The organism is Streptomyces sp. NBC_00102 (genome assembly GCF_026343115.1).
Lineage (GTDB): Bacteria > Actinomycetota > Actinomycetes > Streptomycetales > Streptomycetaceae > Streptomyces.
In genome coordinates this window covers 4,000,076-4,014,755 of the sequence record NZ_JAPEMC010000001.1, presented here as the reverse complement: position 1 = coordinate 4,014,755, position 14,680 = coordinate 4,000,076, and the positions used below count along the sequence as shown (strand labels likewise).

At 71.2% G+C, this 14,680-nt stretch carries 15 protein-coding genes; 4 read left to right on the top strand and 11 right to left on the bottom strand.

Translation table 11 applies throughout. From position 1 onward, the window contains the following. Positions 1 to 105: 105 nt before the first annotated feature. The gene (locus OHA55_RS17885; protein WP_266707485.1) at positions 106 to 636 is read left to right on the top strand and encodes a HEAT repeat domain-containing protein; all 531 of its coding nucleotides are present in this window, start codon (positions 106 to 108) and stop codon (positions 634 to 636) included. Positions 637 to 672: 36 nt separating this feature from the next. Here the strand turns inward: OHA55_RS17885 and OHA55_RS17880 are convergent, their stop codons facing one another. After that, complete coding sequence (locus OHA55_RS17880) at positions 673 to 1,644, bottom strand: SDR family NAD(P)-dependent oxidoreductase (protein WP_266707483.1); 972 nt, start codon at positions 1,642 to 1,644, stop codon at positions 673 to 675. A gap of 102 nt (positions 1,645 to 1,746) precedes the next feature. Between OHA55_RS17880 and OHA55_RS17875 the strand changes: the two genes are divergently transcribed. Next, on the top strand, positions 1,747 to 2,169 hold the full coding sequence (locus tag OHA55_RS17875) for a MerR family transcriptional regulator (protein ID WP_266707481.1): 423 nt from the start codon (positions 1,747 to 1,749) through the stop codon (positions 2,167 to 2,169). 204 nt (positions 2,170 to 2,373) lie between these two features. On the opposite strand, the gene OHA55_RS17870 is transcribed toward OHA55_RS17875, so the two are convergent. Together OHA55_RS17870 and OHA55_RS17865 are read right to left on the bottom strand one after the other, a co-directional pair. Next, positions 2,374 to 2,838 carry a hypothetical protein gene (locus OHA55_RS17870; protein WP_266707479.1) on the bottom strand — a complete coding sequence of 155 codons (465 nt, stop codon included), beginning with the start codon at positions 2,836 to 2,838 and terminating at the stop codon, positions 2,374 to 2,376. After that, a complete protein-coding gene (locus tag OHA55_RS17865; protein ID WP_266707477.1) occupies positions 2,757 to 3,833 on the bottom strand; it encodes an MFS transporter in 1,077 nt (358 codons plus the stop codon). The genes OHA55_RS17870 and OHA55_RS17865 overlap by 82 nt, the downstream gene beginning before the upstream one ends. A gap of 191 nt (positions 3,834 to 4,024) precedes the next feature. Here OHA55_RS17865 and OHA55_RS17860 point away from each other — a divergent pair, with 191 nt between their 5' ends. Next, on the top strand, positions 4,025 to 4,390 hold the full coding sequence (locus OHA55_RS17860; RefSeq protein ID WP_266707475.1) for a helix-turn-helix domain-containing protein: 366 nt from the start codon (positions 4,025 to 4,027) through the stop codon (positions 4,388 to 4,390). A gap of 51 nt (positions 4,391 to 4,441) precedes the next feature. Here the strand turns inward: OHA55_RS17860 and OHA55_RS17855 are convergent, their stop codons facing one another. The 8 genes from OHA55_RS17855 to OHA55_RS17820 form a co-directional block, all read right to left on the bottom strand. Beyond that, positions 4,442 to 5,755 (bottom strand): NtaA/DmoA family FMN-dependent monooxygenase, encoded by a 1,314-nt coding sequence (locus OHA55_RS17855; protein ID WP_266707473.1) that lies wholly within the window; start codon positions 5,753 to 5,755, stop codon positions 4,442 to 4,444. A 225-nt stretch (positions 5,756 to 5,980) separates the two neighbouring features. Continuing rightward, positions 5,981 to 6,523, bottom strand: coding sequence for a hypothetical protein (locus OHA55_RS17850; RefSeq protein WP_266707471.1), 543 nt, complete (start codon positions 6,521 to 6,523; stop codon positions 5,981 to 5,983). A 195-nt stretch (positions 6,524 to 6,718) separates the two neighbouring features. Continuing rightward, positions 6,719 to 7,723, bottom strand: coding sequence for a porphobilinogen synthase (hemB, locus tag OHA55_RS17845; protein WP_266707469.1), 1,005 nt, complete (start codon positions 7,721 to 7,723; stop codon positions 6,719 to 6,721). A 160-nt stretch (positions 7,724 to 7,883) separates the two neighbouring features. Then, positions 7,884 to 9,554 (bottom strand): bifunctional uroporphyrinogen-III C-methyltransferase/uroporphyrinogen-III synthase, encoded by a 1,671-nt coding sequence (locus OHA55_RS17840; RefSeq protein WP_266707467.1) that lies wholly within the window; start codon positions 9,552 to 9,554, stop codon positions 7,884 to 7,886. Further along, the gene (hemC, locus tag OHA55_RS17835) at positions 9,551 to 10,537 is read right to left on the bottom strand and encodes a hydroxymethylbilane synthase (protein ID WP_266707465.1); all 987 of its coding nucleotides are present in this window, start codon (positions 10,535 to 10,537) and stop codon (positions 9,551 to 9,553) included. Before hemC ends, OHA55_RS17840 begins: the two co-directional genes overlap by 4 nt. Continuing rightward, on the bottom strand, positions 10,534 to 12,084 hold the full coding sequence (locus OHA55_RS17830) for a glutamyl-tRNA reductase (protein ID WP_266707463.1): 1,551 nt from the start codon (positions 12,082 to 12,084) through the stop codon (positions 10,534 to 10,536). The genes hemC and OHA55_RS17830 overlap by 4 nt, the downstream gene beginning before the upstream one ends. Beyond that, positions 12,081 to 12,848 carry a redox-sensing transcriptional repressor Rex gene (locus OHA55_RS17825; RefSeq protein ID WP_266707461.1) on the bottom strand — a complete coding sequence of 256 codons (768 nt, stop codon included), beginning with the start codon at positions 12,846 to 12,848 and terminating at the stop codon, positions 12,081 to 12,083. Before OHA55_RS17825 ends, OHA55_RS17830 begins: the two co-directional genes overlap by 4 nt. Positions 12,849 to 13,200: 352 nt before the next feature. Further along, on the bottom strand, positions 13,201 to 13,476 hold the full coding sequence (locus OHA55_RS17820; RefSeq protein ID WP_266707459.1) for a glutaredoxin family protein: 276 nt from the start codon (positions 13,474 to 13,476) through the stop codon (positions 13,201 to 13,203). Positions 13,477 to 13,688: 212 nt separating this feature from the next. On the opposite strand from OHA55_RS17820, the gene OHA55_RS17815 reads away from it, so the two are divergent. Next, on the top strand, positions 13,689 to 14,642 hold the full coding sequence (locus OHA55_RS17815) for an HAD family phosphatase (protein WP_266707457.1): 954 nt from the start codon (positions 13,689 to 13,691) through the stop codon (positions 14,640 to 14,642). Positions 14,643 to 14,680: the final 38 nt, after the last annotated feature.

The following is a 14,680-nucleotide window of genomic DNA, read 5'->3' as shown; positions in this document are numbered from 1 at the left end:
ACGCCCCGTACGCCCCGCACGGCTCACGGCTCACGGCTCAAGGCCCGACCGACCCGGAAAGCGGCCGGATGCGTGGAACTTCGCGTCGGGGGAAACGCATATCCCATGAACCGGACGGAAAAGCTGATCACGGAGTACGGAACGCTGCCCCAGGAGAGCGACCGCAGGCGCGAAATCGTCTACGACCTCGGCGGCGTGCTCTCCACCGAGCCGGATCACCCGGGCATTCTGTCGTTCCTCATCGAGGTCGTCGCCGACTACGAGGCGTTCGACCTCGCGCGCGTCGAGGCGACGAAGGTACTGCGGCTCTGGCCCCCGTCCGACCCGGAGACCTGGCGTCTCGCGGGCGCCGTCCTGGTGTCGGCCGTCGAACACCCGGACGAGGACCTGGTCCGCCAGTACGCGGTGATGGCGCTGGGCTCGTACGCCGACGACTCCGTCGTCCTCGCGGCCCTGGCCGACGCCGTACTCAGCGACCCCGACCCGCTCGTACGGGACAACGCCTTGGCGGCACTCAGCGAGGCAGGTCCGAGCGAGGGCCGGGCCGAGGTGCTCCGCCGACTCTCCGAGGACGCCCACCTCGGCCACGAGGCCGCCCGCATCCTCACGGGGTGGGAGCAGCGGGCGGCCGATTGAGGGCTGTCCCGTCCGCGGGCCCCGCGGCCCGGAGCGTCACCGGCCGATCGGAGTGGCCCCGGTCGCCGCGAGTGACAGCTCCCACAGCCGTGCGGCCGCATCCGGATCGACGGCGTACCCGCGGACCCCACCGTCGTCCATGGCCTCGTCCGGGGCCGAGACGCGCGCGACCTCACAGTCTTCGAGGTAGAGCCCGCCGTGTCCGTCGAGGAGCGGGGACGTGGCGGCCCACAGACCGGTGGCGGCCCCCTGCGAAGGGGACTTGAAACCGGCTCCGACGACGTTCCCGTGCTCGTCCACCCACCCGAGGTCGATCTGCTCCTGGAGCTCCATCTCCCGCTGGAGCCCCGTGATGATCTTGCCGGGGTGGAGGGAGAACGCCCGGACGCCGTCCTCGCGTCCGAGGGCGTCGAGGTGCACGGCGAACAGGATATTGGCGGTCTTGGACTGACCGTAGGCCAGCCACTTGTCGTAGCCGGTGCGGAAGTGCGGGTCGTGCCGGCGGAAGCCGGTCAGGGTATGTCCGGCGGAACTGTTGACGACGACCCGCGCACCACCGGCACCGGCCAGGAGCGGATAGAGCTCGCAGGCGAGGGTGAAGTGCCCGAAGTGGTTGGCGGCCAACTGGCTCTCCCAGCCGGGCCCGACGCGCCGCTCGGGGGTGGCCATTACACCGGCCACCGCCATGAGGAGGTCGAGCCGAGCGACGGAGGCGGTGATCCGCGCGGCGGCCTCCCGCACGCTGTCGAGGTCGGCCAGGTCCATGGGGACGACCTCGGCACCCTTCACGTCGGCGAGGGCGGCCTCGGCGACTTCGGGGCGGCGGGCGGGCACGATCACCCGGGCTCCGGCGGCCGTCAGGGCGTGGGTGGTCGCCAGGCCGAGCCCGGAGTAGCCCCCGGTCACGACGGCGGTCTTCCCGGAGAGGTCGGTCCCGGCCAGGACGTCCTCGGCGGTGCTGGCGGCGGAGAAGGGCGAGCCGAGCGGCTGCTGTTCGCTGATGGTCATGCGAAGGACGCTACGAGCTGGAGCGCGGTCTAGGTCAACTCCGCCGCCAGCCGCGAGCAGACCATCCGCCAACAACCGCGGACGGCGATTAGGTTGAAGGGCATGACGACTACCAGGACCCGCGAAGTGCCGCTGAGCATCGGCGAGGTGGCCGAGCGGACCGGCCTGAGCGTGCACACCCTGCGCCTGTACGAGCGTGAGGGCCTGCTGGTCGGACCGGTGGGACGGGACGCGGCCGGCCGGCGCCGCTACACCGCGGCGGACGTGGAATGGCTGATGGTCTGCGTGAAACTGCGGGAGTCGGGGATGCCGCTCGCCGAACTCAGGCGGTTCGCCGAGCTCGTACGGAACGGGCCGGGCAACGAGGCCGACCGGCTCCAGCTCCTCGATGCCCACCAGAAGCGCGTCGAAGCACAGATCCGGGCCCTGGAGGAGTGCCATTCCGTCATCGTCTGGAAGATCGGCGTCTACTCCGAGCACCTCGACCGCGGTGAGGGCGACGAGCTCTGGGCCCCGAGGGGCTGAGGGCGGTGTGCCCGGCCGGACCGTCGTACGGCGCGACGGCCGCAGGCCGCTCGGTCTCATCAGCCCGGTGCTGACCGGGCGCGGCGCCCCACGTGCGGTGCCCCCGTGCCCCTCGCAGCCGGATGGTCAGGGAGCCCTCCGAGGTGCCGTCGTGGGCCGCTCGAAGCCGGCGCCTGCTCGCCCGGCCGGTTCTGGCAGGTCGCTCTACGGGTGCTCCGGCGGGCGCAGCATCACGGCTGCGGCGGCAGCCGTGGCGATCAGGCCGAGGGCGGCGATGACCAGCACGGTGGTGAAGCCCTGGTCATAGACCTGCCGTGCCGTGCGCAGCAGTTCCCGCGCGGTTTCGGACGGGAGGCCGGCGGCGACATTCTCGGCGCTGGAGAACGATTCACCGGCCGCTGCGCGCTGGACCGGATCGAGATCCGGCAGGGGGGGAAGACTGGTCCGGTAGACGACGCCGAGGACGCTGCCCAGAACGGCGACACCGAGGCCGGCGCCGAGTTCGAAGGAGGTCTCCTGGATCGCCGCCGCCTCCCCCGAACGCTCCGGCTGGGCGGCGCCCATGATCGAGTCGGCACCGAGTGTCATCACGATGCCGGCACCGTATCCCGCGCCGAGCAGCGGGAGGAGCAGCACGCCGTAGTGGCCGGTGTCGCCGGTGGCGGCCATGGCGGAAGGGCGGTGGCGAACAGGACAAGTGCTCCGGTGAGCGCCCACCGGTTGCCCCATCGGCTCGATACCCAGGGTGCGGTGATCGCGCCGATGGCGTTGGCGGCCGCGAGGGGCATCAGAGCCAGTCCAGCGCGCAGGGGTGTGTACTCACCCACCTGCTGCAGCCACTGGGTGAGGAAGAACAGCAGGGCGACGTAAGAGCCGAAGCAGCCGATCACGCACAGGGTGGCGGTGGTGAAGCGACGCTCGCCGAAGAGGGAGAAGTCGAGGAGCGGCTCCTCGATGCGTCGCTGGCGGCGTACGAAACGGTGGAGCAGGAAGCTCCCGACGGCGGCCGCAGTGAGAATGAGCCAGTTCACGCCCGCGTGTTCGCCGGCCTGCTTGAGCGCGTAGACCACACAGGCCAGACCGATGACGGACAGCGCCACGCTGGCCAGGTCCCAGCGGCGGGGGACGGGATTCTTCGACTCGGGAATGACTCTGACACCGACGGCCAGCAGGATGACGACGATCGGAACGTTAATCAGGAAGACCGCACCCCAGCCCCACCGCGCGGTGACCAGACCGCCGATCAGCGGGCCGATCGTCGCACCGGCACTGTGGGCGGAGGTCCAGATCCCGATGGCGAAGGCGCGCTCACGGTCGTCGGTGAAGACGACCCTGATGATCGCCACTGTGGATGCCATGATCATGGCGGCACCGATTCCGAGCGCGGCCCGCGCCGCGATGAGCTGCGCCGTCGAGGTGGAGAAGGCCGCCGCCGCCGAGGCCAGTCCGAAGGCGGCGAACCCGCTGAGCACCATGCGGCGCCGACCGAGGCGGTCGCCGAGCGTGCCGCAGGTGACGAGCAGGGCCGCGAGCGTGAGTGAGTAGACGTCGACGATCCACAGCAGCCCCGAGGGCGTGGGATTGAGTTCCCGGCTCATGCTGGGCACGGCGACGTGCAGCACGGTGAGGTCGATGCCGCACAGCAGCAGGCTTCCCGACACCACGGCCAGAACCAGCCATCGCCGTGTGGACGGGGGCTGAGAAGGCCCCGTGTTTTCCGTCTTCCCGGTGACCCGCACCGGTGACGGTGCCTGCTTCTTTGCCATACGCTCAGCTTCAGGGAGTACCAACACCCGTCACAAGTACGGTCTTTGATGTCCCCTAGGCACATTCTGCATACCAATGGAGGTCAGCAGTGCGTTCTGGCGTCGAGGACGTCCCGGAGGAATGTGCGGTCGAGTTCGCCATGGAGATGCTCGGGGGGCGTTGGAAGCTGGCCGTGCTCAAACAGCTGGTCTCGGGCACCCACCGGTTCGGTGAGCTGAGGCACGCGCTGCAAGGTGTCACCCCGCGCATGCTCACCCGCCAGCTGCGGGAACTGGAGGCCGACGGCCTGGTGACACGCACCGTGTACGCCGAGGTGCCGCCGAGGGTCGAGTACGCGCTCACCGAGGTCGGGCAGAGCTTGGAGTCCATCACCGACGAGCTGGACAAATGGGGCCGCTGGTACCGCGAGACGATACGCCGCGAGGCACCCTTCGGCCTTCACCCCACGGCGTGATCCGGGGCGAAGGCCGAAGGAACCGGCGGGTGCCGATCGCTACGGCCCTGCTCAGAATTCCTTGAGATTCTGCCGCAGCGTGTTGCCCGGCGTGTAAGCCGTCCGGGTCAGGCCCCGGCGCTGGAGCGCGGGGATCAGTCCGTCGGTGATGTCGGCGATCCAGCGGCGGTTCAGCCGCAGCACCGGAGTGGTCAGCATGAACCCGTCGCCGCCGACCTCCTCCATCGCCGCGCCCATCTGCTCGGCCACCTGGTCCGGCGTGCCGATCAGCTCCAGCGAGGAGACGAGCCCTCCGGCGCCGTCGATGACCAGTTCGCGCAGGGTCTTCCCGCTGCCCCATTGCTGCAGCTGGTCCGATGAACCTTGTTCGCCGTTGGTCTCCAGCCGGTACGGCAGTGGCTTGTCGAGGTCGAACTGCGCGAAGTCGATCTCTGTGAGCGCGGAGGTCTCGGCGAGGATGTCGTGGATGAACTGGGGCGAGGAGACCGCCCGCTCATACTTGTCGCGGGCGTCCTGTTCGGTTTCGCCGACGGTCGGCGTCACGCAGAACAGCCCCTTCACGTCGTCGGGGTCGCGTCCGGCCTCTTCGGCGTGCTTGCGCACGTCGTCGCGGAACTGCTTCATGCCGGACACGCCGTTGGCGACGGCGATGACCGAGTCCGCGTTGCGGGCCGCGAACCGCCGGCCCCGGGGTGAGGCGCCGGCCTGCACGAACGCGGGCCTGTGCTGCGGGGAGGGCACGGTGTTCAACGGGCCGCGCACCTGGAAGTGTTCGCCCTTGAAGTGGATCGGCCGGACCTTGGTGTGGTCGGCGTAGATCCCCTTCTCCCGGTCGAGTACCACGGCGTCCGCGTCCCAGGAGGCGAACAGCTGCCGGACCACGTCGACGTACTCGTCGGCCGCCGAGTAACGGGCCTCCCGCGACGGCAGCTCCGCCAGCCCGAAGTTCTGGGCGGCCAGGTTCTCGGCGCTGGTGACGATGTTCCAGCCGAATCGGCCCCCGAGCATGCTGTCCATCGTCGAGGAGAGCCGCGCCGTGATGAACGGCGGGTACGCCATCGTCGACAGAGTGGCAACGATGCCCAGGTGAGAGGTGGCCAGCCCCATCGCGGCGGCGAGCGGGACCGGGTCGTGCTTCGGCGCGACGATGCCTTGGCCCAGGGCCCGTTCGGAGGAGCCTCCGTAGCTCTCGGGGACCATGAGCTTGTCCTCGATGATCACGTAGTCGAAGCAGGCGCGCTCCAGGTCCTGGGCCACCTCGGTGTAGAACTTGCCGTCCCACGGGGAGCCGCCCGTGCCGAACGGGCCCTGCCAGTCGTCCGGGGTGAAGTTGCAGATGAACGAGAGATGGAACTTCTGGGTCACAGACCCGCCCGCACCCGCTCTTCGCCGGTCTGGTGAAGGCCGCAGTGGAGCGCCGGCAGACCATCCGGGCAGGAGGAGTCGCTGTCGAATCCGCGTGAGCGAGTGTCCGAGAAACCGGTACGGGGGACTCGCGGCCGCTCCCCGCCGCTGGAAACGTCTCGTCCGACCCACCACATGGGACACGGTCCGGGAGCCCGAGCGACCGAGAGCGCCCTTCCCGACCCGTCAACGCCCCTCACCGGACGACCCGGTCGGACCGTCGACGGCCAACTCCCCTACCGCGGACGCATCATGACACCCACCGTCCCGCCCGCCACCGCACCACCACACCGGCGGGCCCACCGGATCCGGATCGTCTGGGTGGGGCCAACCGCCGCTGGTCCCCGCGGCCTGGACGTGCATGCCGGTCCCGTGCGCCGGACAGACGGGCCAGGCCTGCCACAGCAGCTCCATGAGGGTGTCCTGCGCGGCCTCCGCGACGACGGCCAGGACCGTGTGCGGGTCGCCCGGCTCCGGCGGGTCGCCCTCCTCCAGGTCCGACGCGTTGACCGCGTTGCCCTGCCAACGGCCGTCGGACATCGCCACGTAGACCTGCTCCTCGCCGGTGAACGCCCGGGACGCGGGCTCGTACGACGGGACACCCATCAGCACCAGCGCGTCCTGGTCCGGCAGGGTCGCCAGCAGGTCGCGGTTGACCACGGCGAGCGCCGCCTCCAGCTTCGGCCACCGCCCGGGCTCGGTCGGCACGGGTTCCGGGGGCTCTCGCATCCCGCTACTACCGGGGCTGGGACCTTTGGCGAAGCGCGAGAAGTGGTTCACCCGGGCATCGTGCCACCACCCCGGCAGGCCGGTACCCCGCGCGCCGAACCCGTATGCCGGGGGCCGGAGTCGAGCGGGTACGGCGAGGCCCGGCAGGCCATCCGCACGGACACGCCCGCCGGGCCCCCGCCGGTACGGTGACGGCTACGCCGAGCGCCCGCCCAGCCGCTGCGCGACCTCCGTCGCCCAGTACGTCAGGATCATCGACGCACCCGCGCGCCGGATACCGGTCAGGCTCTCCAGGATCGCCGCGTCGCGGTCGATCCAGCCCTTCTCGGCGGCGGCCTCGATCATCGAGTACTCGCCGCTGATCTGGTACGCCGCGACCGGCACGTTCACGGAGTCGGCGACCTTGGCGAGGATGTCGAGGTACGGGCCGGCGGGCTTGACCATCACCATGTCGGCGCCCTCCTCCAGGTCGAGCGCCAGCTCCCGCAGGGACTCGCGGATGTTCGCCGGGTCCTGCTGGTACGTCTTGCGGTCGCCCCGGAGCGAGGAGCCGACGGCCTCCCGGAAGGGGCCGTAGAAGGCGGAGGAGTACTTCGCGGTGTACGCGAGGATCGACACGTCCTCGTACCCGGTCTGGTCCAGGGCGTCGCGGATCACACCGATCTGGCCGTCCATCATGCCGCTCGGGCCGACCGTGTGGGCGCCCGCGTCGGCCTGGACCTGGGCCATCTCGGCGTACCGCTCCAGGGTGGCGTCGTTGTCGACGCGGCCGTCCTCGGTCAGCACACCGCAGTGGCCGTGGTCGGTGTACTCGTCCAGGCAGAGGTCCGACATGACGACGAGGTCGTCGCCGACCTCCTTGCGCACCGCGCGCAGGCCCTGCTGGAGGATGCCGTCCGGGTCCGTCCCCGCCGTGCCCCGGGCGTCCTTCTTCTCGTCGGCCGGAACGCCGAAGAGCATGATCCCGGAGACCCCGGCCTCGACCGCGTCGACGGCGGCCTTCCGCAGGGTGTCCAGGGTGTGCTGCCGCACGCCCGGCATCGCCGAGATCTCGACCGGCGCGTCGATGCCCTCGCGGACGAACGCGGGCAGGATCAGGTTGGCGGGGTGGAGGCGGGTCTCGGCGACCATCCGTCGCATCGTCGGGGTCGTCCGCAGCCGCCGGGGGCGGGAGCCGGGGAAGTTTCCGTACGCAGTCATTCTTTGACCATAGACCCGCCCACATCGGTCTCTTACCGACACCCCTGCCGGAAAAACGGGCCCCGCGCCCGCGCTCCGGAACCACCACCGGGCACGAGCGCGGAAAGGGCCCGGCAGCTCCACCAGGGAGCCGCCGGGCCCGTACGTCCGTGCCGACCGGTCAGGTCGTCGTACGCCTCCGCCGCGCACCGGGTCGCCGCTCGCTCGGGCGGGTCACCGGGTCGCCGGCCTCCTTGGCCGCGTCCCGGCGCCGCGCGCCGAACTCCGCCAGCGCCTCGGCCAGCTTGTGCACCGAGGGCTCCGGCGCGAGGACGTCGACCCGCAGGCCGTGCTCCTCGGCGGTCTTCGCGGTGGCCGGGCCGATACAGGCGATGACCGTCACGTTGTGCGGCTTGCCCGCGATACCGACCAGGTTGCGGACGGTCGAGGACGAGGTGAAGAGCACCGCGTCGAAGCCGCCGCCCTTGATCGCCTCCCGGGTGTCCGCCGGGGGCGGCGAGGCGCGGACCGTGCGGTACGCGGTCACGTCGTCGACCTCCCAGCCCAGGTCGATCAGGCCCGCCACCAGGGTCTCGGTGGCGATGTCGGCGCGGGGCAGGAAGACGCGGTCGATCGGGTCGAAGACCGGGTCGTACGGCGGCCAGTCCTCCAGGAGACCCGCGGCGGACTGCTCGCCCGACGGCACCAGGTCCGGCTTCACACCGAAGTCGACCAGCGCGGCGGCGGTCTGCTCGCCGACGGCCGCGACCTTGATCCCGGCGAAGGCGCGGGCGTCGAGCCCGTACTCCTCGAACTTCTCCCGTACGGCCTTCACCGCGTTCACCGAGGTGAACGCGATCCACTCGTACCGGCCGGTGACCAGTCCCTTGACCGCGCGCTCCATCTGCTGGGGCGTACGCGGCGGCTCGACGGCGATCGTCGGCACCTCGTGCGGCACCGCGCCGTAGGAACGCAGCTGGTCGGAGAGGGAGGCCGCCTGCTCCTTCGTCCGCGGGACGAGCACCTTCCAGCCGAAGAGCTGCTTGGACTCGAACCACGCGAGCTGGTCGCGCTGGGCGGCCGACGTACGGTCCCCGACCACGGCTATGACCGGCTGGTGCCCGTCCGGAGACGGGAGCACCTTCGTCTGCTTGAAGAGCTGCGCGATGGTGCCGAGCGTCGCCGTCCACGTCCGCTGACGGGTGGTCGTGCCCGCGACCGTGACGGTCAGCGGGGTGTCGGGCTTGCGGCCCGCCGAGACCAGCTCGCCCGCGGCCGCCGCGACCGAGTCCAGGGTGGTCGAGACGACGGCGGTCGCGTCGCTCGCGCCGACCTCGCTCCAGCAGCGGTCGGTCGCGGTACGGGCGTCCACGAAACGCACGTCCGTCCCCTGCGCGTCGCGCAGCGGGACACCGGCGTACGCGGGCACGCCGACGACGTTGGCGACACCCGGGACGACCTCGAAGGGAACCCCGGCGGCGGCACACGCGAGCATCTCCGCCCCCGCGCCACCGTCCAGACCCGGGTCACCGGCGACAGCACGGACGACCCGCCTGCCGCCCTTCGCGGCCTCCATGACAATATTGGCCGCGTCCCTGAGTACAGGTACTCCGGCGGCTGTTGACATCACGTCAACGACGGTCAGCTCAGGGGTGCTCACGCCTGCCCGCGCATGTGTGCGCACGACGTCGAGCACCTCGGGCTCTGCGACAAGAACGTCCGCGCTCGCAAGCGCCTCGACGGCGCGCAGCGTCAGCAGACCCGGGTCGCCGGGACCGGCGCCGAGGAAGGTGACGTGTCCCTGTGCGGACAGCAGCGGAAAGTCGGACACGGCGGGGCCGGTGGGGCTCAAAGTGCTCGCTCCCCCATAAGACCGGCCGCACCCTTGGCGAGCATCTCCGACGCGAGTTCGCGTCCGAGGGCCGCCGCGTCGTCCTGCGACGTGGGAACGGGACCGGTGGTGGACAGCTGCACCAGCGAGGAACCGTCGGTGGAACCGACGACACCGCGCAGGCGCAGTTCGTTGACAGCCTGACCGTCGACCAGGAGGTCGGCCAACGCACCCACGGGTGCGGAGCAGCCGGCCTCCAGGGCGGCGAGCAGGGAACGCTCGGCGGTGACGGCGACCCGGGTGTACGGGTCGTCGAGCTCCGCGAGCGCGGCGGCGAGATCGGTGCTCGTTGCCGCGCACTCGATCGCCAGTGCTCCCTGGCCGGGAGCGGGCAGGACGGTGTCGGGCGACAGGAAGTCGGTCACCTCGTCCGTCCGGCCGAGACGGCTCAGACCGGCCGCGGCGAGAACCACCGCGTCCAGCTTTCCGTCGCGTACGAACCCGATGCGCGTATCCACGTTGCCGCGGATCGGCACGGTCTCTATGGAGAGGCCGTGCGCCCGGGCGTACGCGTTCAGCTGCGCCATGCGGCGCGGCGAACCCGTACCCACCCGGGCCCCGGCCGGAAGCTCCTCAAAGGTCAGCCCGTCGCGTGCCACCAGCACGTCGCGCGGGTCCTCGCGGAGCGGCACGGCGGCCAGCACCAGGCCCTCGGGCTGCGCGGTCGGCAGGTCCTTGAGGCTGTGGACCGCGAAGTCCACCTCGCCCCGCAGCAGCGCCTCGCGCAGCGCGGCGACGAACACTCCGGTGCCGCCGATCTGTGCCAGGTCCTCGCGCGAGACGTCGCCGTACGTGGTGATCTCCACCAGTTCGACGTCGCGCCCGGTCACCTCGCTGACCGCCTGAGCGACCAGGCCCGACTGGGCCATGGCGAGTGTGCTGCGCCGGGTGCCGAGCCGCAGCGGCGTGTTGTCGGTCCCACCCTGGGGTGAGCTGTCGGTCATGACCGCCCTCTATTCGGGTCGTTCAGGTCTGCCCGGGAGACGGCGGCCACCGTCTGCGGGTCGAGGTCGAAGAGTTCTCGCAGCGCGTCCGCGTACCCGGCGCCGCCGGGCTCGCTCGCCAGCTGCTTGACCCGCACGGTCGGCGCGTGCAGGAGCTTGTCGACGACGCGTCGCACGGTCTGCGTGATCTCGGCGCGCGTCTTCTCGTCGAGGTCGGGCAGCCGTCCGTCGAGCCGGGCGATCTCGCCGGCCACCACGTCGGCGGCCATCGTGCGCAGGGCGACGACGGTCGGGGTGATGTGCGCGGCGCGCTGGGCGGCGCCGAAGGCGGCCACCTCGGTGGAGACGATGCCCCGCACCCGGTCGACGTCGGCGGCCATCGGGGCGTCCGCGGACGCCTCGGCGAGCGTTTCGATGTCGACCAGGCGCACGCCGTCGATGCGGTGCGCACCGCTGTCCACGTCCCGCGGCATCGCGAGGTCGAGGACGGCGAGCCGCACGGGTCCGCTGTTCTGCGCGGGGATGGCGCGGCGCGGCACGGTCACCCGCGCGCCCGCGCCGGCATTCGAGGAGTCGGTACCGGCGGCGTCGGTACCGGCGGCGTCCTCCGGGGCGGAACCGTTCTCCACCCAGGCGGCGTGCTGGTCCAGCGCGTCCACGGGCGCGCCGGAGGCGGCCTTCGGCGCCGGGACGGCCGTGGCTTCGTACTCCGCGCCGACGGCCTTCGCGATCGCCTCGGCGGTCAGCACCAGGCCCGTCGAACCGGTGCAGGACACCACGATGTCGGCACGTGTCAGCTCGTCCGTGACGGTGCTCATCTCCACGGCGCGGGCCCGCAGCGCGGGTCCCGACGCCTGGCCGAGGATCTCCACGAGACGGTCGGCGCGGGCGCGGGTCCGGTTGGCGACGACGATCTCGCCGACTCCGGTACGGGCCAGCGTCGCGGCGGCCAGGGAGGACATCGAACCGGCCCCGATGACCAGGGCGCGCTTGCCCCGGGCCCAGGTGTCGACGTCCTGTCCGGCGGCGAGCTGCTCCAGGCCGAAGGTGACCAGCGACTGTCCGGCGCGGTCGATCCCTGTCTCGCTGTGGGCGCGCTTGCCCACGCGCAGGGCCTGCTGGAACAGGTCGTTCAGCAGCCGGCCCGCGGTGTGGAGCTCCTGCCCCAGGGCGAGCGCGTCCTTGATCTGGCCGAGGATCTGGCCCTCGCCCACGACCATCGAGTCCAGCCCGCAGGCCACCGAAAGGAGGTGGTGGACGGCGCGGTCCTCGTAGTGCACGTAGAGATGGGGAGTGAGCTCGTCCAGCCCGACCTGGCTGTGCTGGGCGAGCAGCGTCGACAGCTCGGCGACGCCCGCGTGGAACTTGTCCACGTCGGCGTAGAGCTCGATGCGGTTGCAGGTGGCCAGCACGGTGGCCTCGGCCGCGGGTTCCGCGGCGAGGGTGTCCTGCAACAGCTTGACCTGGGCGTCCTGGGCGAGCGAGGCCCGCTCCAGCACGGAGACGGGGGCGCTGCGGTGACTCAGTCCGACGACGAGAAGGCTCATGCCGGCATCACGGCGGGCATGTCCCCGTCGGGTCCCTTCCGGTTCACGGGGGTCGCGCGCATCGGCGGCGCGGCCTCGTCGGTCTCGTCCGCCGTGCCGTCATCGCCGGCCTTGCGCTGCTCGTGGAACGCGAGGATCTGGAGCTCGATGGAGAGATCGACCTTGCGCACGTCGACGCCCTCGGGGACGGAGAGGACGGTCGGCGCGAAGTTCAGGATCGAGGTGACACCGGCCGCCACGAGACGGTCGCAGACCTGCTGGGCGGCGCCGGGCGGGGTGGTGATCACGCCGATGGACACACCGTTGTCGGTGAGGATGCGGTCCATGTCGTCGGTGTGCTGGACGGGAATCCCGGCGACCGGGGTACCGGCCATCGCGGGGTCCGCGTCGATCAGCGCGGCGACCCGGAAGCCACGGGAGGCGAACCCGCCGTAGTTGGCGAGGGCGGCGCCGAGGTTTCCGATGCCGACGATGGCGACCGGCCAGTCCTGGGTGAGGCCGAGCTCACGGGAGATCTGGTAGACGAGGTACTCGACGTCGTACCCGACACCCCGGGTGCCGTAGGAGCCCAGGTAGCTGAAGTCCTTGCGGAGCTTCGCGGAATTGACCCCCGCGGCCGTGGCGAGTTCCTCGGACGAGACCGTGGGAACGGAACGCTCGGACAGCGCGGTCAGTGCGCGCAGATACAGGGGGAGTCGGGCGACAGTGGCCTCGGGAATTCCTCGGCTTCGGGTCGCCGGTCGGTGAGTTCGGCCAGTTGCCACGGTGCTCCTGCGGGATGAGCGGGGCTGTAGGCGGCCGTATGTCCCAAGACCGCCCCGTCGAATGCAGGCTATGTCTTTGTGAACACGTGCACAAAGATTGTGTCCGTTTTGTCCGGTCAAAGTGACCGGGGTCACGCGAATTCGCCGCCTGATCCCGGAACCACGGATCGCATCAACCCGTTGCGGGCTCGAAGGGGGCAAAACCGAACACACTCCTCATGATCAAGCCCCCGAGACCACTCAAAACGCCCATGATGGTACGCGAAAATCGTTGACTCAGGCACTCAATGCCGCGTCCGGCGTTTCCACCCGCCGTCCGCCCCGCGGAAACGGTGGAACCGGTTGGAACCAGTCAGGCACCCAGTGCCGCACGCAGCCTCTTCGGATCGACACGCCAGAAGGTGTGCTGCTCCCCGTCGATCAGCACCACCGGGATCTGCTCCCAGTACCGCGCGTACAGCTCCTCGTCCTGGGTGATGTCCTTCTCCTCCACCACCGAACCGGTCTCCGCGCACACCGCGTCGACCACCGCCCGCGCGTCCTCGCAGAGATGACAGCCGGGCTTCCCGAGCAGCGTGACGATCCGGTCGGCGGGCTTCTTCTTGGTACGACGCAGCAGGGCACTCATGGCCCCATTCTCCGCCCGCCGTGCCCCGCCCCGGCACCCCGCCGCACGCCCTCCTCCCCTCTCCCCCACCCGCCCGCCCACCCTGCGTCTCTCCCGCCCGCCCACCCTGCGTCTCTCCCGCCCGCCCACAGCACCCTGCGAGTTCCGCAGAGTTCACGTGCCCGGTACCCGGCGGAACGGGAAGTGCCCGGTGAAATGGTTATGCTCGCCGCATGGCCTCTCTTGGATGGCTCACACCTCGCAGGCGCCCCGCCACGGCACGCAGCGTGCTGGCGGGCGAGGCGGCGGCCGAAGCCGCCCGCAAGGCGACGCTGCACGGGGACGGCGACACCCTCCTCGAAACGGGCCGGGACGCGGACGCCGCACCCGAGGAACCGGCGTTCCCGGTGGCCGGCGACGACCGCGCCGCCGCCTTCTTCGACCTCGACAACACCGTGATGCAGGGCGCCGCGCTCTTCCACTTCGGCCGGGGCCTCTACAAGCGGAAGTTCTTCCAGCGCCGCGAGCTCACCCGGTTCGCCTGGCAGCAGGCATGGTTCCGGCTGGCCGGCGTGGAAGACCCGGAGCACATGCAGGACGCCCGCGACAGCGCCCTCTCCATCGTCAAGGGACACCGCGTCTCCGAGCTGATGTCCATCGGCGAGGAGATCTACGACGAGTACATGGCCGACCGCATCTGGCCGGGCACCCGCGCACTGGCCCAGGCGCACCTCGACGCGGGCCAGAAGGTCTGGCTGGTCACCGCCGCCCCGGTGGAGACCGCCACGATCATCGCCCGCCGGCTCGGCCTCACCGGCGCGCTCGGCACGGTCGCCGAGTCCGTCGACGGCGTCTACACCGGCCGCCTGGTCGGCGAACCGCTGCACGGCCCCGCGAAGGCCGAGGCGGTACGCGCCCTGGCCGCGGCCGAGAACCTGGACCTCGGGCGCTGCGCCGCGTACAGCGACTCGCACAACGACATCCCGATGCTCTCGCTGGTCGGCCACCCCTACGCGATCAACCCCGACGCCAAGCTGCGCAAGCACGCCCGCGCCCACGACTGGCGGCTGCGCGACTACCGCACCGGCCGCAAGGCCGCGCAGGTCGCACTCCCGGCCGCGGCCGGGGTCGGGGCGCTGGCCGGCGGCACCGTCGCCGCCGTCGCCCTGCACCGCCGCCGCCGCTGACCCACGGCTGCCCCCGCAGCCGGTTCGCCGCCCCACAC